This window comes from Paenarthrobacter sp. RAF54_2 (assembly GCF_052113945.1).
In the GTDB taxonomy this organism is placed as follows: domain Bacteria; phylum Actinomycetota; class Actinomycetes; order Actinomycetales; family Micrococcaceae; genus Arthrobacter.
In genome coordinates this window covers 122,997-146,716 of the sequence record NZ_JBFRDV010000010.1, presented here as the reverse complement: position 1 = coordinate 146,716, position 23,720 = coordinate 122,997, and the positions used below count along the sequence as shown (strand labels likewise).

The following is a 23,720-nucleotide window of genomic DNA, read 5'->3' as shown; positions in this document are numbered from 1 at the left end:
GAACTACGATCCCGCAGAGGCGGATTCGATGGACTTCTGCATGTCTGACAGGGCAGTGTCCACGGGCTTCTCGCCCTTGATGGCTGCGTAGGCGTTCTCCTGGATGGCCTTGGTCACGGCAGGATAGAAGGGGGTTACTGGGCGGGGAACGGCGTTCTCGATGGAAGTCTTCAGGACCGGCAGGTACGGCAGTTTTGCCACAAGTTCCTTGTCCTCGTACAGCTTGGTGAGTACGGGGGCGAGGGAACCTTGAGTGGCGAAGAACCTCTGGGATTCCTCCGAGGTGATGAACTTCAGGAAGTCAGCAGCGGTGGCCTTGTTCTTGGAGTAGACGCTTACTCCAACATTGTGACCGCCAAGCGAGGATGCGCCGGGACCGTCTTTGCCCGGTAGTGCCGTCATGCCGAGCTTGTCCGCGACCTTGGAGGAGCCTTCGGTGGTGGCCAGGTTGTAGAGGTAGGGCCAGTTGCGGTGGAACAGGAGCTTGCCGTCTTGGAAGGCCTGGCGTCCCTGTTCCTCCTGGAAGGTGATGGCTTCCGTGGGGATGTTGCCATCTGCGTAGGCCTTGACGAGGTTCTCAAGTCCGGCTTTGGCCTCGGGGGTGTTCAGGCTGGGCTTGCCATCTTTGTCCAGCACAGAACCGCCCGCGGAGTTGATGGCCTCAGACGCGTTGACGGTCAGGCCCTCGTACTTGCTGAACTGACCGGCGTAGCAGCCGATGTTGTTGGCCTTGGCGATGGAGCACATACTCATCATTTCGTCCCAGGTCTTGGGCGGCGTGGGGACCAGGTCCTTGCGGTAGTACAGGATGCCGCCGTCGGAAGATTCCGGTGCTGCGTACAGCGTTCCCTTATAGGAAGCCCCGTTGACCGTGGAAGGGAGCATTCCGGCGGTGTCGATCGCCATCTTGTCCTTGAGCGGCTGCAGCCACCCCTTGGCAGCGAATTCCGCGGTCCAGACGAGGTCGACGGTCATGACGTCATACCCGGCATCTTTGGCCTGGAAGTGCTGGACCAGGTCGTCGTGCTGCTGGTCGGCCTGGTCCGTCTGCTCCTTGAACGTGACCTTCTCGTTCGGGTGTGCGGCGTTCCACTTTTCGATCAGGGGGCGGACGACGTTGTTGTTGTCCTTGCCCTGGACGTAAGTGATGGGCCCGCGGCCGTCCAAACTGTTTGCGGCGTCGCCGCCACCGGCTGTGGTCCCGCCGTTGGCGTTGCCGCCGCAGGCGGAGAGCGCCAGGGCGCCTGCCATTATTAGTGCCGCCGTGGCGGACAGCTTTACTTTCATGATTACTCCTTCGTAAGTGAACCCCGGCAGGGACGCCGGTGGGTCGAGGGGTGTGAACGGGTTCAGATGATCCACGCGGTGGTGTCCGCGGGAAGCTTTCGATCCATAAGGGGACCGCTGCTGACGACGACGGTGCCGGCCGGCAAGGCGACGGGCTGGACGCCGAAGTTCGTTATGGACTGCCAGCCGTTGGGTCGGATGAAGTGCAGCACTGCATCATTTCGGTGGTTGATCCATTTGAGCTGTTCCTCGGTCTGAAGGCTGCCCCGGAGCCGCAAGGCCTCACGGTAAAGGGCAAGCGTGGATCCGGGGTTGTCCTGCTGGGTTGCCACGGCGTAGGCGCTGAACCATTCCGGCTGCGGCAGGTGCGCCGTGGCTTTACCGAATCCGAATGCGATGCCTTCGGTGGTCCAGGGCAGCGGGACGCGGCAGCCGTCACGGCCGACGTCGACGCCCGGGTTGCGGAAGAAAGTCGGATCCTGACGGTCGGCGTCGGATATTTCGACGACTTCATGCAGGCCCAGCTCCTCGCCCTGGTACAGGTACGCGGATCCTGGCAGGGCAAGCATCAGCAGGGATGCGGCCCTGGCCCGTCGCAGGCCCAGTTCACGGTCCAGGGCAGGTTCGTTGCCGCCGGACATCAGCCACGCCTGGGCGGGGCCGTTGCGCCCTGGACCCTTGGGCAGCCCATAACGGGTGGCATGCCGGACGACGTCGTGGTTGGAAAACACCCAGGTGGAGGGCGCGCCGGTGATCTCGGATTCGGTCAGGTTGCGGGTGATGATCTCCCTGAACTGTCCGGCGTCGAAGGCCGCCTGCAGGAGATCGAAGTTGAATGCCTGTCCCAGGCCCTCTGGGCTGGCATAGCGGCCGCGTCGGTCTGCATGCACCCAGGCTTCGGCGACGGCGGTGCGCGGCGGGGTGTACTCGTTGAACAGGGCCCGCCATTCTGCATAGATCTCCTGAACTTCGTCCCGGTCCCAGAACGGGTGCGTACCGTCCACGGTCTCGTTCTCGGCCGCCAGTTCAGCCTTTGCCAACAGCGGTTCCGTCAGATCCTTGGCCAAGGCGTGCGCCACATCGATGCGGAAACCGTCAACGCCGCGATCGGCCCAGAAACGCAAGGTCCTGAGGAAGTCCTCGCGCACCTCCGGGTTGTCCCAGTTGAAGTCCGGCTGCTCCTTGGCGAACAGATGCATGTACCACTGCCCGGCAGTGCCGTCCGGTTCGGTAATGCGCTCCCAGGCCGGGCCGCCGAAAAGGGATTCCCAGTCCGACGGCGGCAACTCGCCCTCCGCGCCCTTGCCTTCACGGAAGATGTAGCGGTTCCGGGCGGCGGAGCCCCTGGATCCGGCGAGGGCCTCCTTGAACCACTCATGCCGGTCAGAGGAGTGGTTGGGCACGATGTCCACGATCAGCTTGATGCCCGCGGCGTGGAGCGCAACGGTCATCTCATCGAAGTCCGCCAAGCTGCCCAGCCTGGGGTCCACGTCGCGGTAATCGTCCACGTCATAGCCGCCGTCTGCGAGAGCCGACGGGTAGAAGGGGCTCAACCAAACGGCGTCAATCCCGAGTGACTTCAAATATGGGACCTTGGCCGTAATGCCTTTGACGTCGCCAAGGCCGTCGCCGTTGGAATCAGAGAAGCTCCGCGGATAGATCTGGTACACGGCGGCTTGCCGCCACCAGTCTGCACCCGACACTTCCTCGACGTCGGCATGCATGGTTGGGGTTTTGGTGCTCAAGAGAGGGTGCTTCCTGTTCTGCTTTCCGGGCATCATTGCCGGTTTTCGACGGGCGGGATTGGTCGAAGCGGTTCGTCGACGCGACTCGTCAGCTGTGACTTGAGTCTCTTACGCAAACGTTTGAGTTAAAGATAGGTGCTCAGATCGGCAGGGTCAAGCGTTAATTTCTGGGATCAGGAGTTGCTGGCCTTCACGTTCAAGTGAAAACGCTTCCTTTTTGAGCAAATTTACGCAAACGTATGCGTTCAATCCAGTACTATTGAAGAATGGCCAATGGGGATCGACATTCAGTGAACATGGTGGACGTAGCCCGGGAGGCGGGCGTTTCGGTGAGCGCAGTCTCGCGCGCCCTGGCAGGGGGCAAAGGCGTGTCCGAACGCACCCGCCTCAAGATCCAGCAATTGTCCGAACAACTTGGCTACGTCGTCTCACCCGAAGCCTCGAAACTCGCCGGCGGGCGAACCGGACGCGTTGGGCTTATCACTCCCATGATCAACGAGTGGTTCTATTCGGCTGTCATCGCCGGCGTAGCTGCAGAACTAACGGCCGCCGGTATCGATGTGCTCCTCTACCCTCTCGATAGCTCCGAAGACAGGCGCCGGTTTTTCGAGGAACTCCCCGCGCGTCGAAAAGTGGATGCCATCATCAATATTGCCTTCCCCATCACAGAGGAGGAGTGGGAGCGTCTTGACGCAATGGGGGTTCACGCCATTGTGGCGGGAAGCATTACGCCTGGGCGTCCTTCGGTCGGGATCGATGAGGAGTTGGCGGCGCGACACGCCGTCAATCATCTGCTGGGGCTGGGACATCGGCGGATCGCGATGATCAGCAGTGTTGACCCGGAAGGCAAACAGTACTCCGCCGACGTTGGCCGCGAGCGAGGATACCGGAGTGCACTCGCCGCGGCAGGTATTGACGCTCATGAGGAACTCGTAGTTTCCGTTCCATGGGGCCTTGATGGCGGCTCCCAGGGCATGGACAAAATTCTGACCCTGTCTCGCCTGCCCACCGCAGTATTTGCCTTTTCTGACGAAGTTGCCTACGGCGCTCTCCAAAGCCTGCGGCGATCTGGCCTTCGCGTCCCCCAGGATATGTCAATCATCGGGATCGACGACCACCCGATGGCAGAAACGATGGACCTCACAACCGTCCATCAAACACCGTTTGAGCAAGGCGTACTCGCCGGCCGTCTCTCGCTAAGCCTGATCAAAGGCGAGTCAACGGACCAGCAAATCGTCTGCCCGGCAAACCTGGTTGTTCGACGCTCAACTTGCCCCCCTTCTGCTAATGAGAAGGCTTCGCCGGCTTAGCTTGCGGGGTCATTTGTGGATGGGCTTGGTCAGGTTGAGGCTGATTGTCTGGTCTGGGGCCAACTCTCCGGAGGGCAGGTCTGAGAAGGCGTACCAGACACGGTCGGTGCCGGTGAGCGGGCGGTTCGCCCATTCCAGATCAGGCATTCCGAAACGGAAGGAGATCTGGCGTTCGGTGTCCCCCGGGGCAGTCGTGTAGGTCTGTGGGATCCCATCGCCATCCGCGGTGAAGGTTCCCTGGGCGCCGTCAATCTTCAGCTCTCCGGCTATGAGTCTCACTTTGGTCCCCGTGGGGATTGGGCGGTCCGCTGCCAAGGACGGGTTGTATTGCAGCAGCTGCTCCGTGGTGCATCGAAATTTGTAGCCGAGGCTGTCGAAGGAGTCGCCGTCGACCGTGGTGTAGAAGATTGTCTGGCCGGATGAATTGTTGAGAGTCGTTCCACTACCGGATCTGCTGTCGATGGAGTTTTTCTGCAGCTGGATGTGCCTCCCGGCACGGATAAAGTAGGTGTTGCCCTTCTCGTACACGAACGGGACCTTGTTGGCTTCGGCCAGTTGCTCCTGAGTGATTCCGAACCGGTAGGTGATCCCACCAAGGGTGTCACCGGGCTCGATTGTGTAACTAGTGGGTATTCCGTTCGCATCCACGGTAGCCGTCCCTTTCGCCCCGTTCATCGGACTTGGAGCAGGGATTAGTCGTAGCGTGGTGTTGGGTGCCAGTTCGCTGCCTGGCTGAATCCCATTGAATTCAGCGAGTTTCTTCTCGGTGATGTGGAAGTATGCAGCCACTGCCGCTGTCGTGTCACCGGGGACTGTGGTGTAGTAATCGACGTTGCCAAAGGAATCGGTAATAGTGGGCCCCGACAGGGAAGATGTTCCAGAACCGGTCGGTGTCGCCGTCGGGGTGACTGCTTCCGCGGTCGGGACCGCCGCGGTGTTGTCCGGACGCGAAGCCAGGGTCGAACCGACCAGTACACTCACTGCGACTGCTGCTGCGGCAAGCCCGGCGACTGCGAAGCGCCCCCAGTGACGTTTGGCAGGCATCCGGTGGAAGTCATGGATGGATCCGCCGATCGCGATATGAGTGGCCTCTGAATTGACGAACGACAACGACCGCTGGCGACTGCGGTTCAGTTCCTCGTCGGTGATTGTGAGTGCAGGATCGGCGGCCGAGAGTAGGTCGAAAGCAGAGTTGTCGTGACTCATTCCGGTGCTCCTTCTGACACTGTTTCCATTTGAAGTATCCGGCCCAGTTCTTTCCGAGCCCGGTGCAGGCGCATCCGCACGGCAGTTGCCGAGATATTGAGGAGTTGGGATAGTTCGACGGCGGTGAGTCCGTCCCAGTACGTCAGCAGTAAGACCTCCCGCTCCTTCGGGGCAAGCAGCTCGATTGCATCCAGGACGGCGGATCCCTCAGCAGGTGTTCCATCAGTGCGCTCCAACCGCAAAGCTCCAATGAGTCCAGCAGAGCGGGAAACGGACCTGTCATGGTTTCGGAGGACGTTCTTGGCTACCCCGAAAAGTACGACCGCCGAGAGGTCATCGCCGTGTCCTGACTTCTCCCAGACAATCCTGAAAACCTCGGCGCACAGATCTTCCGCAGTGGCGGCGCCGTCCGTCCGACGTCGGAAATAGCGGTAGATACGGTCGTGGGACGCCGTGTGAGCGGCCAGGAACCGTTGTTCCCTCTCCAGATCCACACGTTCCCCCATCGTTTGCAAGCTCATGCCCTGTTAATGTCCGGCAGCCAACAAACTGTAACGAGAATCTTGGAAAAGTTTGAAACACCTAAAACTGATAGAACGCAATGCTGACCTCGACAGGAATGCGGGTGCTCTTGCCAGCACTACGTCCCATACCTAGACTCCCTAGGTATGGGACGTAGTTCAGTGAACGGACAGCTTGACCTTCTTCTGCTCAGCTCGCTCGGTGCAGGCGAGGCACACGGCTACGCGCTGATCGCACGCATTCACGAGCGCAGCGGCGCGCGGATCGAGCTCCAGGAGGGCTCGGTCTATCCCGCGCTGCACAAGCTCGAGGCGGCGAGGTGCGTCGCGAGCCGCTGGGCGGATGACCCCGGCGGTCGCCGGCGCGTCTATGCGCTCACCGAGGCCGGGCACGCCGAGCTGGCCCGCAGGGTGGAGGAATGGAAAGGCTTCTCCGCGGCGGTCCGCGGTGTTCTTGGAGCGGCGTCGTGAGCGCGGAGAACGGCGCCGGGACTGAAGGCGGGGCCATCGACGCTTACCTCGACGAGCTCTTCATCGCAGCGCGGGACGGTGATCCCGCCGCTGGGCGCCGGCTCCTCGCCGAGACCGAGGCGCATTTGCGCGAATGCGCCGCCCGGCTCCGCGGGCAGGGCATGAGCCCGGAGGACGCCGAGCGCGAAGCTGTCCACCGCTTCGGCCCGGTCAGCACTGTGACGCCGGTCCTGCGCCCGTCACTTCACGACGTCGCCCGGCTGCCTTTGCGCGCGTTCCTGCGCCCCGTGGTTGGCCTCGCGGCCGTTGGCGCAATCGCCGTCGGGGTCAGCGGCGCCATATCGGAGCTGTTCGGCCGGATCTGGGGTGCGGGCTTCGTAGCCGGCGACCTGCCCGGTGTCGCCTACACGGCCGCCAGATGTGCGGTCCTGCAGGCCCCTTACCCCGGACTCGACTGCGCCCAGGCCGCCGCCGAGCATCACTGGGGCGAGGTCGTCGAATACCGCGTAGTCCTCGGGGTGCTGGGCCTTGTCCTCGTGCTCGTATGGCGACTTCTGCCCCGCGAAGCCGTACTCCCGGCAGGCCTCGCGCCGTCACTCGCGGCCGCGGCCTTCCTGTTCGCCGCCGCGGCGACCGGCGTCCAAGCCCTCAACGCCGCCGTCCAAGGCTGGCAGGGCACAGGCGCGTGGCTGAGCGCCGTCGTCGTCGCCCTGCCACTCGCCGCCGTGTTCGCGGTAGCCGCCCTGCGCAAGATGCGAATGAAACCCAGTTCATAACACCGCGCGACGACGGTGGGTCCTATCTCGCCCAGAGTGCGGAAAGTGTCCGGGGGACATCACTCAACTCTTGGGCTTGTGCTGCTACCGTTCGTGGGTAGCCCACCACGCTGCACAAGACCCAGTTCGCCGCGAAGAGGGTAGTTGAACTTTTTCGGTCTTTTCCCTCCTCGCCATGTGCTAAGGACGCTCGACGGCTTCCGAGTCGTCGAGCCACTCCAAAGGTTCCTTGCCGAGGCCGGCTGCGATCGCCGTGGCAGTCTCACGCCATGAGGTCAATTCTGCAATGGCTAGATGAGGCTGATTGGTAGCGAAGGACGCTCTGGCTGCAGCCAGGACATCATCGGCGCAACCTCGCGGTCAGCTGGACTCAGGGCAAGCATCCACGGGAAGCGATCGCTCATGCGGGCGGCAAGCGTTCCCTCCGTGCTTGTTGAGACTGCAACCAGCTGGGCTGCCAGTTCCAGCAGTGAAATGCGTGCCGCATCGGCGCTCTCGGACATAAGAACGAGAGCCTCGCCGTCACGGCGGTTACCCGGACGGGGTGGTCTGCGGCTGCTGCAAAAACATCTGCCCGGTCTTTCGTGATCGAGTTGCTGCGCTCATGTACCAACTCTCATTCAGAACGTGTTCTGAAGTTGACCCGCCGAGATGGGGGAACTGAGGTCATGCGTCAGCCGCGCTTTTTCTCAGCCATCTCTTCAGGCCCGGGCAGTGCCTTGGTGGTGCGCCAGGTGTCCAAGGCAATCACTGCGGCCAGCACTATGAGTGACAAAGAGACGGAGGCGAGGACATCCGTGAGCCAGTGGTAGCCGAGGTAGAGCCTGCTGACGGCTTGGGTGGCGATCCCTGCGGCGGCGGCACTGAAGCCGGCAATGACAGCACCTATCCTGTGGCGGCGCGAAAAGACGAGGAACGCCCCCACGAGGAGGAAGTCGGAGGCGCCGAGTACGTGGCCCGACGGAAAAGAGTAGGTGCTGTCAGCGCCGAGCATCATGAGATCCATGGGCGGTCTTGGCCGTTCGACCAAGCGCGTAATGACTTGGGCGAGGATCACGCCGGTCAGCATGGCCCCGGCAAGCAAGAGCGGTCGCCAGAGCTTTCGCGCCCTGAGTATCCAGATCCCGGTCACGGCCGCGACGATGATCGGCATCACGATAGGGCCAAAAATGGTGGCAAGGACACCCATGATCGTCGTCGCCGTCGGTGAGCGTTGGCTCACGAACCACGTGCTGACCCTCTCATCCACTGTGGCCAGATCAATTTTTTGCTTTACTTCGGCGAGGATGAGGAAGAAGGATCCGACGCCGACCACCGCGAGGATCACCGCGATGACGTAGAGGACCTTCTGGCTCCGCGGTGCAACGTGCCGTTCCGGGATAGTGAGCTTGTCGTGAAGGACCCCGGACATGTCTCCAGGTTCTTCGGGGAAGTTCGACGGCGGTGTGTCCGGGATGGGCATAACAAAGGATATCCGTTCCAGCGGTGCAGGGGATGGTCTGGGATCCAGTGACGGCCCTAGAGGTAATCCCCAACATGCTCGCGGGCGATTTCCAACAGTGTTGTATGGAACGCGACCTCGGCCGGGGCGTAGACCTTGTCCTGACGTTGGGCAAGGAGAACCCGGCGCAGTGGTGCAGCAGCGCCGAGGCTCAGCACACGGACATCCGGGTGTTGGAGTGCGACGGCGGTTTTGGGCACCATTGCGACGCCCATTCCGACGCTGACCATGGCCTGTGCTTCCTGGTAGTCGTTGGCCAGGAATCCGATGGTCGGCTCGAATCCGGCCTCGTTGGCCGAGCGCCGGAGCACTTCCACCACGGGATGCGCATCCGCGCGTACAATCCAGGATTCCTTTTTCAGATCCTCCATCTTTACTTCATCGAGGTCGGCGAGGTGGTGTCCTTTGGCCACGAGGATGACTGTGCTTTCCTGGAAAACTTCGGTTATCCGGATGGCGTCGTCATGGAAGCGATGCCAAGGGTAGTCCCAGAGCAGGCAGAGGCCGGTCTCTCCGGATTCGAGGTCCGAGACCAGTTCCTCAAAGCGCGCGCTTCGGACTGACAGGCTGATGGCCGGGTATCGCTTCTTGAAGGCGCGGATCACAAGCGGCAAGAACGATCCGGCGAGGGTGGGAAACGTGCCCACCGTCAGGGAGCCGCGGCGGAGGCCGGCGATCTGGTCGAGGTCGTTCCGGGCGGCGCGCATCTGTCCCACCATCTTGCGGGCGTGCCCGGCAAGCACCTGGCCGGCTTCTGTCGGCACCACTCCACGCGAGCGGCGGGTAAGAAGCGGCTGCCCTACTTCCTGTTCCAGCTTCCGTAATTGTTGGGAAACCGCCGATGGCGTGTAGAGCATCAGATCGGCCGCAGCAGTGATGGATCCCTGCTCCACCACCTCAACCAGCAGAGCCAAGCGCCGAATGTCGAATAATTCCTGACCGTGATCATTAAGCATCAGTTAACTCTCCTCTGGTTTTGGTTCATTCTATGCAATCCTGCGTGATTTCCCCTAGCTTTTGCGCAGAAGGCAACCCATAAACAGAAGGCAGACAGCCAGAAGCGTCCTGAAGCTCAATGAATGAAGCATCTCTACACACCCCATCAAATATCCAACATTGTCTTCATTTGTGATCCGCATCATTCTTCTAATAGGCCCCTGAAACCCAGAGCGGCACGAGGAGATGGACGGATTGCCATGAAGATTGAAGCTGAATGGATGCGTGGAGGCACCAGCAAGTGTTGGGTCTTCGAAGGTGAACACCTGGACGGAACCCACAAGGACCTGGACTCTTTGCTGCCCCGGCTTTTCGGAAGCCCGGACCACCGCCAGATTGACGGCGTCGGAGGATCAACGTCCACCACCAGCAAGGCCATGATTCTGCGCCGTCCCGCAGACCCGGATGTCGACGTCGAGTTCACTTTCGCCCAGGTCGGCATCGAGGAAGCGGCAGTGGACTGGGGGAGTAACTGCGGAAACTGCTCCGCGGTTGTTGGGCTGTACGCGATCGAGAAGGGCTGGGTGACGCCCAGCGGCGACAACACCCGGATCGTCACGCGCAACACCAACACCGGCCAGATCATCATCCAGCGCGTTGCCACCCCAGCGGGCGCTTTGCCGATCGTCCCGGACGCCCAGATGCCCGGCGTCGTATTTCCCGGATACCGGGTGGGCCTGGGCTTCAAGGATCCAGCCGGCAAGACGACCGGGAAGTTGCTGCCCACCGGTGAAGCAACGGACACGATAAGTGCCGGCGGCACGCGCTGGACAGTTTCAATGGTCGACGCCGGAGCTCCAGTTGTGATCGTCAAGGCTGAGGAGCTGGGCCTGGACACTGCCCGCTTCGAGAGCTGGCAGGCGGGAGTGAAACTGCAGTTGGACACCCTGGACCAAATCCGGCGGCAGGCCGCAGTCCGGATGGGCCTGGCCCCAACAGTCAAGGACGCTGCCCGCGCTATTCCCAAGCTCGCAATAGTCGGAGCCCCCGGAGCAGACGACACTGCCGACGTCAACGTCATGATGCTCTCCATGGGCAAGCCCCACCCGGCCCTGGCAATTACCGGAAGCATCGCCCTGACGCTTGCAGCAAGTACCCCAGGAACTGTCCTCAACAACATCACGGGCAGTGAACCGCGATCCATCCTGCGGCTTCGGACTCCTGCGGGCGTGATCGAGACCTGGAGCGAAGAACGCGACGGGTCCCTGTTGGTCGGGGTGGACCGGACGGCACGCACCATCGCCAGCACCACCCTGCATCTCCCGGAACTCCTCGGCAGCGCCGTCGAGCCTTCCTTCGCATCAGCCGCTCAGTGACATCAGCCCACTCAACGAGGAGTAAAGATCATGACTAAGACCGATTACCAAGCCGCCTCCACATCAGTGGATGATGTTCAGGAGGCTGATTCCAAACGTCCGAACCGCAGCCGCCGTATCCTGCTGATAACAGCAGCCGTGATTGCTGTCCTGGGTCTGGCCGCTCTGATGTTCGGAGGCGCCATTTTCAACCCGGCGGCCACCTCGGGAACGGAGCAGACCCTGACCGCGACCCAGATCATTCCCTTGGTCATCCTCGTCCTCATGTTCGTTGTCGCTACCAAGTGGCCCCTGAACATCGGTGTGATGGGGCTGGTAGCCTCGTTCGGCGTCGGGTATTTCATGCTGGGAATGTCCGATAAGGAGATCCTGGAGGAGTTCCCGGCCAGCATCGTCCTGACGATCATCGGCGTGACGTACTTCTTCAGCATGGCGAACCGCAATGGAACCATCGATATCATCGTGCAGAATTGCGTCCGCCTCGTCAGGGGTAAGACGATGCTGCTGCCGTGGGTCTTCTTCCTTATTGCTGCTGCACTGACCTCGCTGGGCACTTTCTCGCCTGCCGCCGTCGCACTTCTGGCGCCTGCCGCCATGGGGTTCGCTTACGAGTCGCGCATCCACCCCGTCCTCATGGGTGCCTTCGTCATCAATGGCGCACACGCCGGTGGGTTCTCGCCACTGTCGGTTGCCGGCGTCCTGGTCCACAACATCGCCCACGATAACGGCTTCCCCATTTCCCAGGGCGGACTCTTCGCCGCGAGCTTCGCCATCAACCTGCTTCTCTCGGCGCTCTCCCTGGCTTTGTTCGCCGTCTTCGGAAAGCTGAAGGATGGCGCAGGGGTCCAGAACGTGGATCTCGAAACTCCCCGCACCACGCGGCCTCATGGCCAGCAGATCCTGACGCTCCTGCTGATCGGTGTAATGCTCGTCTGCACCTTGGGCTTCCGGATGCCGATTGGCTTTGTTGCCCTTTCCGCTGGCCTGCTGCTGGCGCTGGTCAACATCAAGGAACACCGGACCTTCATCGGCGGCGTTTCCTGGTCCACCGTCCTCCTGGTGGCCGGCATGATCACGTACGTCTCCCTGCTTCAGCATGTGGGCGTTATCGACACCCTTGCAGAGATGGCTTTGGCGCTCGGCGCACCGCTGCTGATCGCTTTGGTTCTCTGCTACGTCATCGGCGTCGGCTCAGCATTTGCCTCGTCCACAGCGCTGCTGACCGCGTTCATCCCGCTCGCCGGACCGCTGCTGGCGTCCAGCACGTTGAGTGCATCAGGAACGGTTGCAGCCCTTGCTATCGCAGCAACTGTGGTGGACGTTTCGCCCTTCTCCACCGACGGCGCACTGATCGTGGCCAACGCCCAGGAATCAGACCGTCAGCGCGTCTACAAGCAGTTGATGATCTACGCCGGTGGAGTGGTCCTTGTGGCGCCCGCCTTGGCCTGGGCCCTCCTGGTTCCGACCGGCATCCTCTAAACCGCAACTTTTCACATGACTGCCGGCAATTCCAGGTCGGTACGCGGTGGGACCCACCCTGCATACCAACGCAACAGGTAACCCGACAGACGGGGGCAGGACTGGATAATCCCAACGCACCAGAGGCGGGGCCACCTACCAGGGTGGCTCCGCCTCTGTCGTGTCGGGAAAGCGTACGACGGCGGAGCTGCCGCCGCCGCGTGTGGGACGGCGCGGGTTTGACGTTTCCCGTGGAGATTCAGTACACGATTGCCTGAATACAGCGACCACTGTACTTTAACTATATGGAAACCCTCACCCATGCCCCGGTGCTGGCCCGGTTCGGCTATGCGATCTCGGACGCCACCAGGGCACGCGTACTCCTTGCCCTGGCTGATGCGCCGGCTTTCCCCTCAGAACTTGCAGATTCCCTGGGTGTTTCGCGCCAGAGCATGTCCAACCACCTGACCTGCCTGCGCGGATGCGGCCTGGTTGTCGGGATTCCCGACGGGCGAAGGACCCGCTATGAACTGGCTGACGCTCGCTTGGGTCACGCCATCAAGGACCTAATCGGTGTGGTCTTAGAGGTGGATCCCAACTGCTGTGCTCCTGATGGGACGTGCTTGGCTTGAGCACGGACCTGCGGGAAGCATCGGAACGCAGAACCGTCCTGACACGTCGGATCAGACTTTTCGCTGCCGCCACCATCACCTACAACGTGATCGAGGCGGCAGCGGCATTGTGGGCTGGGGGTGCAGCGGATTCGTCGGCCTTGATTGGTTTCGGGCTGGACTCGGTGATCGAGGTTGCCTCCGCAGTGGCGTTGTCCTGGCAGTTCTCTGCCAAGGATCCCGAGCGGCGCGAGCACTTAACCCTGCGGATCATCGCGATTTCCTTCTTCGCCCTCGCCGCCTTCGTCACGTTCGAGGCCATCAGGTCCCTCACCGGTGGGGGAGAGGCCCAGCACTCGACGCCAGGCATCGTGATCGCGGCCCTCAGCCTGGCGATCATGCCCGTTTTGTCATGGGCGCAGCGCCGAGCCGGACATGAGCTCGGTTCCAAGACGGCCGTAGCTGACTCCAAACAGACCCTGTTGTGCACGTATCTCTCTGCTGTGCTGCTCATGGGTCTGGTCCTGAACAGCACGTTGGGTTGGTGGTGGGCCGATGCCGGCGCAGCTCTGGTGATTGCCGCCGTCGCCGTGCGCGAGGGAATCAACGCGTGGCGTGGCGACGTTTGTTGCACCGTGCCCGGTGCGTCCGTCAGTGATGAGTCCTCCGAGCACTCGACATGCTGCGCGGAATGCCAGACGGCAGCGGATTCAGCCACGACGGTCGTGCTGTAGCCAAGGCCGGCGTACGCTGACCGCATGGAGTCCGAGGTCAGGACGATCGCTCTGCGCACCGGGATCAACGTGCCCTGCTTTGTGCAGGGTCACCTTGATGAACCGAACGACGACGACGCCGCGCCCTTGGTCTTGGTGCATGCGTGGGGTGAATCCTGGCGGAGTTTTGAGCGGCTGATTGCCTCGTTGCCGTCTCTCACTCTGGTGGCGCCGGACCTGCGCGGCCATGGTGGGGCTGACAAGCCCGAAGACGGGTACTCGCTCACAGCGGTTGTGGAAGATGTTCTCGCCATGTTTGATGCCCTGGGCATAGCGCGGGCTCACGTATTGGGTTCATCCAGCGGGGGATACGTGGCGCAACAACTTGCCGTGACGCATCCGGAACTCGTGGCATCACTGGTTCTGGTGGGATCTCCCTTGAGCCTGCGTGGGAAACCACCGTTTGCGGACGAGGTGGAGGCGCTCGCTGATCCAATTTCGGAGGACTGGGTTCGGGATTCTTTATCGTGGTACCGGCTGCTGCACGCTGTGCCCGCTGAATATATCGAGGACAGGGTGCGGGACGGTTTGGCCATGCCGGCGGCCGTTTGGAAGGCTTCCTTGCGCGGCTACTACGAGGCTGTCCCGCCAACCGAAGCCGGAACCATCTCAGCCCCCACGCTCATCCTGTGGGGCGCCCATGACCACATTGTGCCGCGACACCATCAAAAAACCCTCGCCAGCCGTATCCCTGGAGCTCAGTTGAAGATCTACGAGAAGACGGGTCACCTGGTGTTGTGGGAGTGCCCGGAACGGGTTGCTGAGGATGTTGAGGCGTTTCTAGGTTGCACTGTGGAGTAGAAACCAGCCCCGGAGCCTTGGTCYGGCTCATAAGTCGTCAACGGAGGTAAGCGTTTCAAGTAGCGCCACTTTGTTGGGGTTTCATGACCGCCCTCGTCATTTACCAACCCAGCCAGTGCTTCCGTTTCCACTCTGCTTGACGTAGAGCGTTGTTCCAGCGCCGCCTCCGTAGTTTTGGTAGGTCGAACCGACCGGCGCCATTTCGCGTTTCTCTGGACTACCGGAGCCAACTAGTTGAAGCGGGCTGAGCGCCACGCCTCCAGTTACATATAGGTTGGCGAATTGACTCGTGGCAGCACCCGTGATGCTGGCTAGGGTAACGAAAAACTGGAACCAGTTCTGCGATTTGTGGACGGCCACGAGTTTTCCGGATCCGAGTGACGTAAGCGTGAAGTTTCCCCCGGTGAGCCGTGCTCGCAACGTCGAACCGGAGTTGTTTAAACCCCTGAAATCCACGAATGGTGGTGTCGTCACATTTGGTAGGTACGCATTGAGATCCGTCGCCAGCAACGCGCCCGCATTTATGCCAGTTGCCGCCACGCCCTTGAATAGTGAAAACTCCGCCAGGCTGCTCGTTACATAACAATCACGAAAATGTATTGTACCGATTGAGATAGGACCTCCCACCCGGTTGAATCTGACGCCTGCCTTGACCAATTCAATGTAAGTCACGCCGCTCACTACTAAGTGTGCGACACCCGTACCTTCCACGGAAACGATGCTGTCCAAAAGATAAAAGTTGCCGTCGTGCAGTCCCGCAGTGCCTAGGTAACCCAGAGTCTTGATTCCGATTGGGGCACGGGCGAGTTGGAGACGCGTCGAATGAAACAGGCTTGTGTCTGTGGTTTCGATTGCGGCAACAACGGCTTGATGAACCCTGACATTGACCATGCCCATCTCTTCGGACTTCCGGAGTCGCAAAGGGGTCTGGGCTATGTTGAACCCGTCGATGACTAGATTCTGTATCAGGTTCTGGTAGATGAAATCCGTTCCATTGCCCACATCGATACCCCCGCTTGGGTGAGTAAACCTAAGCACGGACGAACCGGAGGGATCGCCAACCAGGGATGAGTAACTCGCGAACATCTGGAGTCGGGTCGCAGACGGAATCAAATAGGTCCCTGCTGGTAACACAACAGATCTGCCTCCGGCAGCGCGAAGTGCGGCGGTAATGGCAACCGAGTCGTCGGCGATGCCGTCCCCAACCGCACCATAGTCTCTCGCATTCACCGGTTCGTTCGTACGCAGTACGTACTGGGCCGAAGGATCAGTCGCGGCTGACACTGTTGACGCGATTCCGGCAGCATGAGCTGAGCCTGAGTTCAGAACCAACAAACCCTCGCTGGCGGCTACGGCCGTTGCCAAGGGGACGAATTTAAAAATCCCCCTACGCCCTATGTCGGTAGTGCGTTCTGTCACCGAGCGATCCACATGCTCTTTGCCATTACTCATGAAGACACCCCTATTCGCTGGTTCCCGTGAGGTAGTTATCTCGGCGGCGGCTTGGAAAAAGCCTCGGCCGATGAACCTGGCGGACCGGGAAGAAAGGTCTTACTCGCCAACTCTAGAATTAGTGAACGGAAACCCTGCCAAGCTTTGAACTTTCATTCTTGAAATGGTGTCTCATCACAATTCGAAAATAGTGTGTAATGTAGGTCCTTAACAACAGTAATGAGTACTCGAGTTAGTTGTGCACAATGCGCGTTTACTACTTGCCGTACCTGCATCTCCGCGCCGGAGAACACTTGTATTACCTGCATTGGCTACTCGGATTATTCACGACACCTACTCGTGTGGAGCTCTGGGGTCGCGCCGGAGGGGTAGGTGGTACCGCGCATTGTGGAGTTAGGCTCTGGATCTTGGCCATGCCAGGTGATCCAACAATGAAATGGTCCGCATGTGAGGCTCGCCCCGAGGCGTAGCAGTTTCCGGTCGATCTCTTCATCGCCCAGGAAGACGTGCACAAGCGATCTAAGTACAGTGCCAAGCGGGACACCCCGCCATGCCGGCAGGTCTAAAATTCTGGATCTTGCACGGTTGCTCCGGCAGCTGGGGTTGCCCCAATGGCCCTGAAGCGCTGAAAACTCACTCTCAACAAGTTTTGTCAACCAGTTTTAGTTGAGAATTACGGGCGTGCGGCAAGAGCATTTAAACCTGCATGAGTGATGCATGATAGCGTCAAAATTACCAAGCGTAAGCATATGACTAGGCATGTCTACCTATGTTGCAACGTCGGTTATACGGCATGATCTAATAACGGTGAGCGGACCGATCGCCTCGGCTCGCCGCCTTGTTGGATATCGCTCACGAAAATATTGGGGAACCCCGTGGAGTTGCGTACTTACCTGCATGTCATCCGCAAGCGCTGGATTTCCATACTGCTTGTCACGGCTGTGGCCGTTCTCGTGGCATTGGGACAAACGTTGACCCAGACGCCCACCTATGATGCACATTCACAATTGTTCGTCTCCGTCAAGGGCGGCAATTCAGCAACTGACGTGACGCAGGGAAACATGTTCGCACAGAACCGGGTGACGTCCTATGTAAGTCTCGCAACGAGCCCCCGCGTTCTTCAGGCAGTTGCCGATGACYTAAGTCTGCCAGGCGGATCAAGGAAACTGGCGGGTCGCGTTGCAGCCTCTGCGCCCCCTCAAACCGTGCTGATCGACATTACGGCTTCCGACGCAAACCCCGAACTCGCGGCGAGGATTGCCAACTCCACGGCGGACGAATTAATTAAAGGCGTTGCGTCCGTCGAGGATGTTTCACTGGTGAAATTGAGCGTCTTCGAACGGGCAGAGCCACCCGTCAGCCCTTCTTCACCTCGACCCATGATGAACCTGATTCTAGGCTTGGTTGCGGGGCTGGTCCTTGGCCTTGGCTTCGCGTTCGTACGTGAAGTTCTCAATACACGGCTACGGACCCAGGACGACATCGAGCGAGTCGTCAGCGCCGGCGTTCTGGGCACATTCGTCGGCGATCCTTCCTTGGAAAAGACCCCTGTACTAACCCAGGGAGACCCATATAGTCCGCGGGCAGAGGGCTTTCGTCAGCTGCGAACACACCTGTCGTTCACGAACCTCGGTGGCGGGCACCAGAGTGTCGTAGTTTCCTCGTCGATCCCAGGCGAAGGAAAAACGTCTACCGCTGTCAATTTGGCGATTATGCTCGCCGAAAGCGGGACTCGAGTTCTTCTCATTGATGCCGATTTGCGGCGACCGCGTGTGGCCAACTACTTGGGGTTAGAAGGCTCCGTGGGGCTTACTGGCGTCCTTACGGGCAGCGTGGCGCTCGAGGACGCCATTCAGACCTGGGGTCCTGCCGGCCAGCTTCACGTTTTGGCGTCGGGGCGTTTGGCACCGAACCCAAGCGAGTTACTTGGGTCTTCGACCATGGACAAGTTACTCACTCACTTGGAATCTGAGTATGAAGTTGTCATTATTGACGCCCCACCTTTGCTCCCAGTCACGGACCCTGCTGTCCTGGCGGCGAACGCCAGCGGCATCCTGCTGGTCGTGAGCGTTGATGGTCGAACCAAGAAGGCCGATTTGGCCAGGGCTGTCACGAATATCGAAGCCGTCCGTGCGCGTATGTTGGGCGTGGTCATCAACCGTCTTCCGGCAACCAAGGGTGATCACAATTACTACGACTACAAACCTCAAGTCGACAAAGGTAAGAGGCGTTCGACTGAAGCCAGGAATCGCCAAGAAATGCGCCACGGCAGCCTAAGGCCGTAGGCGGGCCGGGAGAAACGGAATGTACGCTTCGGTGCCTCTCGCTTCCATATTTGAGAATGCCGGGCGCATCGAATCCCGATGCAGACTTCAGTCGTCAGCGTCGGGTTCACCAGCCGTTCAGCGCTTCGCGATTCTAGGGCTCAGCTCAGTCTGACTTGCACAACATTGGGGATAGTCGATGAAACACAACAACCGGATCAACACCGTAAGAGACCTTGTGGGGACGCCTTCGACGGAGATGGCTCCCCAAAATAGTTCGCATTTGACCCCATTCAGCCACCGCCTTCAATTTGGCTTGGATGCCGTGTCCTGGATTATCGGGCTCATTGTCGGTGTTTTCTTCCGCTACGAGTTTGATGGCAGTCAAATGAGCTTGCCTCCACTGCTGGCCGTTTGTGTTGCCCTTGTCATCGCCCAGCTTCTCGTCGGCTGGCTATTTTGGCTCTACCGGGGGCGCTACACTTCTGCGAGTTTTGAAGAGGCTGCGGCCCTGTTGGTTACCGTTATTTCCGTTGCCATGCTCGTTGGCATCCCCGTAGTCTTCCTCGGCGAGAGCCTGGGAATTCCCCGCAGCGCAACTCTAATGGCACTGCCTCTGGCCTTCCTCCTCATGGGTTCATCACGATATCTCCGACGACTGAACTCCGATCGCCTGTTCAAGCCACAAACGGACGCGAAACGCACGCTCATCTACGGCGCGGGCCACATGGGCCAGTTGTTGATCAGGAATATGTACGCCGACGCTCATTCCGGTTACCAGCCTGTCGGATTAATCGACGACGATCCTTCGAAGCGTAACCTTAGGCTCGCAGGTGTCCCCGTCCTGGGCGACAGCAGCCGACTTTCGCAGATCGTGAATGAATCTGAGGTTGAAGTCCTGATCGTCTCGATTGCCAGGGCTGATTCGGAACTCCTTCGGTCTATTTCGGATGCAGCAGCAGCCTGCGGCATTCAAGTTAAGGTCCTTCCGAGCCTAAGCGAGATCATGGAAGGCAGAGCCGCGCCTGCCGACGTCCGTGACATCGCCATAGAAGACCTTATTGGACGGCATCCCGTGGACACTGAGGTGGCATCCATTGCCGGCTACCTTAAGGGCAAACGTGTCCTTGTGACGGGGGCTGGCGGTTCCATCGGGTCTGAGCTGTGCCGTCAGATCGTCAGATTCGAACCGGCCGAGTTGATGATGCTGGACCGCGATGAGTCCGGTCTTCAGAGTGCGCAGATATCAATCGCGGGGCACGGGCTCCTCGACACCAAGGATGTTGTCCTGGCCGATATCCGTGACCCACAGGCATTGGAGGAAATTTTCCGGGAACGGCAGCCCGAGGTGGTGTTTCATGCGGCTGCGCTCAAGCATTTGCCGATGCTGGAGCAATACCCGGGCGAGGCTTGGAAGACCAACGTTCTCGGCACACTCAACGTCCTGAACGCGGCTCGCGAAGCTGGTGTCTCGACCTTCGTAAACATCTCTACTGACAAAGCCGCCGACCCGACGAGTGTGCTCGGGCATTCAAAGCGGCTGGCTGAGCAGCTTACCGCCTGGGCTGCTGCCAACTGTGACGGAAGTTACTTGTCCGTGCGCTTCGGTAATGTCATCGGCAGCAGGGGATCTATGCTTCCGACGTTCCAGACGCTCATTGCCGCCGGTCGTCCGCTGACCATCACACATCCAGAAGTTACTAGGTTCTTCATGACAATTCCCGAGGCGTGCCAGCTTGTCGTGCAGGCGGGCGGCATCGGGAGCCCAGGAGAGGTGTTGATCCTGGATATGGGTGAGCCTGTCCGGATCCAGGATGTCGCTGAGCGGATGATCGCAGCCAGCGGCAAGAACATTGAGATTATCTATACAGGGCTTCGCGAAGGCGAGAAGCTTCACGAAGTCTTGGTCAGTCACAACGAATCAGATGTGCGTCCGATCCATCCCAAGATCTCCCACACCATGGCCGCTCAACTTAAGCCCGATGACCTCGACATCGAAGCGTGGTACCAACTTTTTGCGGATGACTTTGAAACGGGAACGAACAAACTCGCTTCGAAGGGGCCAGCGTGAGATTTGAGCTCGCGGCAGCGGGTCTCGGGCTGTTGGCCAGCCTTCTTGCTCCATATGTGGTCCTGCCCCTGCTGCGGCGACTGGGGGTCGTCGACATCCCATCCGCCCGCTCCTCGCATTCGTCCCCGGCGATCCGCGGGGCTGGTCTGGCAGCCCTTGTCGGATTCATAGCCGGTTTTTTTGTCATCTTGGCGGAGGGGCATGCGGCGAAACTAGCCATCTGTATTCTTCTGGCATCAGTGGCAGCGGCCGTGGCGGGTTGGCTGGAGGACTTCAAAGGAATTTCCATCAAGTACCGCGCGGCCAGCCAACTGCTGATCGGGGTTTCCGCCGCCGGGGCCGTGGTTGCCGTTTCTGGCGCCGACCCGTGGATCGTACCCCTGGGCGGACTGTTCATAACCGGATTCATAAATGTCGCCAATTTCATGGATGGGGTCGACGGAATCTCGGGCTTGAACGGTGCAGTGTTCGGTGGAACTTACGCTGTGATTGGGGTGCTCTCATCGCAGCCCTGGTTGACTGCAGCTGGATTGGTGCTTGCTGCTGTATATGTGGCGTTCTTGCCATGGAATCTTGGGCGGAATCGGATATTTCTTGGAGATACCGGCAGCTACTTGCTTGGCGCTGCAGTTTCCGTCACTGCATTGGCGGCCCTTTGCTCCGGGATACCGCTCCTCGCAGTCCTTGGTCCAACAGCCATCTACCTGGCCGATGCCTCGTATACCTTGCTGTCCAGAATTGCGGGCGGCAAGCGATGGTATGAATCCCATCGCAGTCACATTTACCACCAACTCGAAGATCTTGGCGTGTCCCATCTTCACGTTGCGGCCATCGTATCTGCTGGCAGCTGCGCGACAGGCGCCCTCGGAATACTGGCTGCCAACGCCACGCCTTGGACAACGGTGGTGTACCTCGCCGTGGCTGGAGTGCTCATCGCAGGCTATCTCATGACCCCGACCCTAATTCGCCGCTGGGCAGTCACCCGTCGCGGCTCCGTGGGAAGGAGCCGTTTCGATGGCTGACTGGATCGTCGTTGGGGGCAGCGGATTCGTCGGTGGGGCCATCATCGACGCCTTGGCGTCTGCGGGTCATGGCGTCTCTACACAAGTCTCCCCGCGTCTGCTGGCTGATCCAAAATGGTCCGCCCACGGGATTGTGGCGGAAGCTTCAAAGCACGAAGACGAGATCACCGCGTTGGCCTCCTCATTTGCGGACCACGATGTCGTGGTGAACGCAGCCGGCCTCGCTACCCCCGGCGCTGACCAGAGCCCTGACCTTTTTGGTGCAAACGCACTGTTGCCGGCACTTATCTGGCTGGCGGCACGACGAGCCGGTGTCCGCACATACGTACACATAAGTAGTGCGGCTGTGCAGGGGCGGCGGCCCGTGCTTGATGGTTCGTGGGATCAGCAACCTTTCTCTCCTTATTCACTGTCCAAAGCCCTCGGCGAACGAGGGCTGCAATTGCTCATGGATGAGGCTCCCACGGCGCCTTTGAGGGTCCGCATCGTGCGGGCCACATCCATTCAGGACCCAAGCCGAAGCACCACGCAGAGCCTGATTAACTTCGCTCGTTCACCACTTGCCAGCGTGGCCGCACCTGGCTCCGCGCCCTCACCTGTGTCAAGTCTTGGCGGACTTGCGGAGTACGTGCTCCGCATAGGTGAAACGTCGCAAGCCGTGCCGACTGTGAGTGTGCAGCCGTGGGAAGGACAAACCGTGCGCGACGTAGTGCTCCAGTACGGCCACAAAGAACCCGTCCAGCTGCCACCAGCATTGTGCCGATTGATGCTCAAGGTTGGTTACTGGGTCTCGAAAATCGGCTCGCCCAAGATGGATAGCGCCGTCCGTAGGGCAGAGGTGCTGTGGTTTGGCCAGCCCATCAGCGAAGGGTCCGCGGGCCACTCTTTGGGTATGGGTGGACATACGTTGGAAGCAGGAGAATGGGCTCAAGAATGAACTCCACGACAGACATTTTTTTCATCCAGACTACTGACATCTCGGTTAGCTCTCAGTTGAGCGGCCAGTTGGGTTACCTGCAGCGCCAGGGAATGCGCGTTGCCGTTGCATCAAGCGATACCGGCCTTCTGGGTTCTCTTGCCGAGCGGGACAAGGTAGCGTCGTACGCGCTGCCGATTGAACGTGACCCGTCGGTGTTATCGGATCTTCGTGCCCTTTGGCGGATTTTTAGGCTCGTCCGAAAGCTCCAGCCTGACGTTGTTGTGTACGGCACACCGAAGGCCTCACTGTTGGCTGCAATCGCCTCCTGGCTGCTGCGGAAGCCTCGGCGTATCTACTACGTTTATGGTCTTCGAGCCGAGACCATGACTGGGGTCAGCAAGCGCTTGATGCTACTTATCGAAAAAACGATCATTTGGCTTTCTACAGACGTCGTAGCTGTCGGCCACGCTCTGAAGGAGCAAATGATCCAAGCAGGACTCACGGATGACGTTAGGGTTTTCGGTAAAGGCTCGGCAAACAGCATCGACTTAGAAAGCTATCAACTTAAGGGACAGGACCCAGAGCTGCGCAAATCATTCCGCGCGGACCATGGCATCCCGGCAGAGGTCGAAGTTGTCGGGTTCGTCGGCCGCATAACTGCGGACAAGGGCATAGACGCGCTTGTGGGTGCAATGCAGTCACTTAGACAGCATCTCGGTGATGTCCATCTGGTGCTGGTCGGGCCGGACGACGGGATCGAATCACTGCTTCCAGAGACAGTAGCTGCCTTCCGTCAGCCTTGGGTCCACATGACCGGCAACGTGGAGGACACCTCGATAGTTTATGCAGCACTAGACCTGCTCTGCCTTCCATCCCGCAGGGAAGGCCTTCCGACGGTACTTCTGGAAGCGGCTGCCTCCGGAACGCCAATCGTGGCGACCGACGCAACGGGGGTCCGCGACGTGATTCCAGATCCGGGATGCGGGGCTGTCGTGCCCATCGATGACGCGTCGTCGCTGGCAGCAGCACTAGGCACGGTCCTGAAAAACCCTGAAGAGGCGAAGGCAGTTGCTCGCAATGCCCAAGTTGTCGTGTTCCGCGAATTTGACCGGGAGCGACTGTGGAAACGCCAATACCTCTTTTACGCCGGCGAAACCGAGACCGGGAGAAGCAGCTTGATGACCAGAAAGCAAAAGTAGGCCATGACTTCCTCACTCATC

At 60.0% G+C, this 23,720-nt stretch carries 21 protein-coding genes; 13 read left to right on the top strand and 8 right to left on the bottom strand.

Going from position 1 to position 23,720, the window contains the following annotated elements:
• Nucleotides 1–3: 3 nt before the first annotated feature.
• A complete protein-coding gene (locus AB4Y87_RS12380) occupies nt 4–1,287 on the bottom strand; it encodes an ABC transporter substrate-binding protein (protein WP_442004635.1) in 1,284 nt (427 codons plus the stop codon).
• Nucleotides 1,288–1,349: 62 nt separating this feature from the next.
• Nucleotides 1,350–3,011 (bottom strand): glycoside hydrolase family 13 protein, encoded by a 1,662-nt coding sequence (locus AB4Y87_RS12375; protein ID WP_442004654.1) that lies wholly within the window; start codon nt 3,009–3,011, stop codon nt 1,350–1,352.
• 287 nt (nt 3,012–3,298) lie between these two features.
• Between AB4Y87_RS12375 and AB4Y87_RS12370 the strand changes: the two genes are divergently transcribed.
• On the top strand, nt 3,299–4,342 hold the full coding sequence (locus AB4Y87_RS12370; protein WP_442004634.1) for a LacI family DNA-binding transcriptional regulator: 1,044 nt from the start codon (nt 3,299–3,301) through the stop codon (nt 4,340–4,342).
• A 9-nt stretch (nt 4,343–4,351) separates the two neighbouring features.
• Here AB4Y87_RS12370 and AB4Y87_RS12365 read toward each other — a convergent pair whose 3' ends face one another.
• Both AB4Y87_RS12365 and AB4Y87_RS12360 read right to left on the bottom strand, forming a co-directional pair.
• Nucleotides 4,352–5,548, bottom strand: a complete 1,197-nt coding sequence (locus AB4Y87_RS12365) for a LysM peptidoglycan-binding domain-containing protein (RefSeq protein WP_442004633.1) — start codon at nt 5,546–5,548, stop codon at nt 4,352–4,354.
• Nucleotides 5,545–6,069: an RNA polymerase sigma factor gene (locus tag AB4Y87_RS12360; protein ID WP_442004632.1), complete on the bottom strand. Its 525-nt coding sequence runs from the start codon at nt 6,067–6,069 to the stop codon at nt 5,545–5,547. The genes AB4Y87_RS12365 and AB4Y87_RS12360 overlap by 4 nt, the downstream gene beginning before the upstream one ends.
• A 147-nt stretch (nt 6,070–6,216) precedes the next feature.
• On the opposite strand from AB4Y87_RS12360, the gene AB4Y87_RS12355 reads away from it, so the two are divergent.
• Both AB4Y87_RS12355 and AB4Y87_RS12350 read left to right on the top strand, forming a co-directional pair.
• The gene (locus AB4Y87_RS12355) at nt 6,217–6,540 is read left to right on the top strand and encodes a PadR family transcriptional regulator (RefSeq protein ID WP_442004631.1); all 324 of its coding nucleotides are present in this window, start codon (nt 6,217–6,219) and stop codon (nt 6,538–6,540) included.
• Nucleotides 6,537–7,316 (top strand): permease prefix domain 1-containing protein, encoded by a 780-nt coding sequence (locus AB4Y87_RS12350; RefSeq protein WP_442004630.1) that lies wholly within the window; start codon nt 6,537–6,539, stop codon nt 7,314–7,316. The genes AB4Y87_RS12355 and AB4Y87_RS12350 overlap by 4 nt, the downstream gene beginning before the upstream one ends.
• A gap of 290 nt (nt 7,317–7,606) precedes the next feature.
• Here the strand turns inward: AB4Y87_RS12350 and AB4Y87_RS12345 are convergent, their stop codons facing one another.
• The 3 genes from AB4Y87_RS12345 to AB4Y87_RS12335 form a co-directional block, all read right to left on the bottom strand.
• Entirely contained in the window at nt 7,607–7,819 is a 213-nt protein-coding gene (locus tag AB4Y87_RS12345; protein WP_442004629.1) for a hypothetical protein, read from the bottom strand.
• 170 nt (nt 7,820–7,989) lie between these two features.
• Entirely contained in the window at nt 7,990–8,778 is a 789-nt protein-coding gene (locus AB4Y87_RS12340; protein WP_442004628.1) for a phosphatase PAP2 family protein, read from the bottom strand.
• A 56-nt stretch (nt 8,779–8,834) separates the two neighbouring features.
• A complete protein-coding gene (locus tag AB4Y87_RS12335; protein WP_442004627.1) occupies nt 8,835–9,773 on the bottom strand; it encodes a LysR substrate-binding domain-containing protein in 939 nt (312 codons plus the stop codon).
• Nucleotides 9,774–10,013: 240 nt separating this feature from the next.
• Between AB4Y87_RS12335 and AB4Y87_RS12330 the strand changes: the two genes are divergently transcribed.
• The 5 genes from AB4Y87_RS12330 to AB4Y87_RS12310 all read left to right on the top strand — a co-directional run bounded on the left by AB4Y87_RS12330 (nt 10,014) and on the right by AB4Y87_RS12310 (nt 14,772).
• A complete protein-coding gene (locus AB4Y87_RS12330; protein ID WP_442004626.1) occupies nt 10,014–11,129 on the top strand; it encodes a PrpF domain-containing protein in 1,116 nt (371 codons plus the stop codon).
• A 30-nt stretch (nt 11,130–11,159) separates the two neighbouring features.
• Nucleotides 11,160–12,608, top strand: coding sequence for an SLC13 family permease (locus tag AB4Y87_RS12325; protein WP_442004625.1), 1,449 nt, complete (start codon nt 11,160–11,162; stop codon nt 12,606–12,608).
• A 284-nt stretch (nt 12,609–12,892) separates the two neighbouring features.
• A complete protein-coding gene (locus AB4Y87_RS12320; RefSeq protein ID WP_442004624.1) occupies nt 12,893–13,219 on the top strand; it encodes an ArsR/SmtB family transcription factor in 327 nt (108 codons plus the stop codon).
• Nucleotides 13,216–13,932 carry a cation transporter gene (locus AB4Y87_RS12315; RefSeq protein WP_442004623.1) on the top strand — a complete coding sequence of 239 codons (717 nt, stop codon included), beginning with the start codon at nt 13,216–13,218 and terminating at the stop codon, nt 13,930–13,932. The genes AB4Y87_RS12320 and AB4Y87_RS12315 overlap by 4 nt, the downstream gene beginning before the upstream one ends.
• Nucleotides 13,933–13,956: 24 nt before the next feature.
• Nucleotides 13,957–14,772, top strand: coding sequence for an alpha/beta fold hydrolase (locus AB4Y87_RS12310; protein ID WP_442004622.1), 816 nt, complete (start codon nt 13,957–13,959; stop codon nt 14,770–14,772).
• A 96-nt stretch (nt 14,773–14,868) separates the two neighbouring features.
• Here AB4Y87_RS12310 and AB4Y87_RS12305 read toward each other — a convergent pair whose 3' ends face one another.
• Entirely contained in the window at nt 14,869–16,224 is a 1,356-nt protein-coding gene (locus AB4Y87_RS12305) for a glycosyl hydrolase family 28-related protein (protein ID WP_442004621.1), read from the bottom strand.
• 875 nt (nt 16,225–17,099) lie between these two features.
• On the opposite strand from AB4Y87_RS12305, the gene AB4Y87_RS12300 reads away from it, so the two are divergent.
• From AB4Y87_RS12300 to AB4Y87_RS12280, 5 genes are all read left to right on the top strand, one after another.
• Nucleotides 17,100–18,509, top strand: coding sequence for a polysaccharide biosynthesis tyrosine autokinase (locus tag AB4Y87_RS12300; protein ID WP_442004620.1), 1,410 nt, complete (start codon nt 17,100–17,102; stop codon nt 18,507–18,509).
• Nucleotides 18,510–18,771: 262 nt separating this feature from the next.
• A complete protein-coding gene (locus AB4Y87_RS12295; RefSeq protein ID WP_442004619.1) occupies nt 18,772–20,559 on the top strand; it encodes a polysaccharide biosynthesis protein in 1,788 nt (595 codons plus the stop codon).
• Nucleotides 20,556–21,581 (top strand): UDP-phosphate glycosyltransferase, encoded by a 1,026-nt coding sequence (locus AB4Y87_RS12290; protein WP_442004618.1) that lies wholly within the window; start codon nt 20,556–20,558, stop codon nt 21,579–21,581. Before AB4Y87_RS12295 ends, AB4Y87_RS12290 begins: the two co-directional genes overlap by 4 nt.
• The gene (locus AB4Y87_RS12285) at nt 21,574–22,518 is read left to right on the top strand and encodes an NAD-dependent epimerase/dehydratase family protein (protein ID WP_442004617.1); all 945 of its coding nucleotides are present in this window, start codon (nt 21,574–21,576) and stop codon (nt 22,516–22,518) included. Before AB4Y87_RS12290 ends, AB4Y87_RS12285 begins: the two co-directional genes overlap by 8 nt.
• The gene (locus tag AB4Y87_RS12280; protein ID WP_442004616.1) at nt 22,515–23,699 is read left to right on the top strand and encodes a glycosyltransferase; all 1,185 of its coding nucleotides are present in this window, start codon (nt 22,515–22,517) and stop codon (nt 23,697–23,699) included. Before AB4Y87_RS12285 ends, AB4Y87_RS12280 begins: the two co-directional genes overlap by 4 nt.
• The last annotated feature ends 21 nt before the right edge of the window (nt 23,700–23,720 follow it).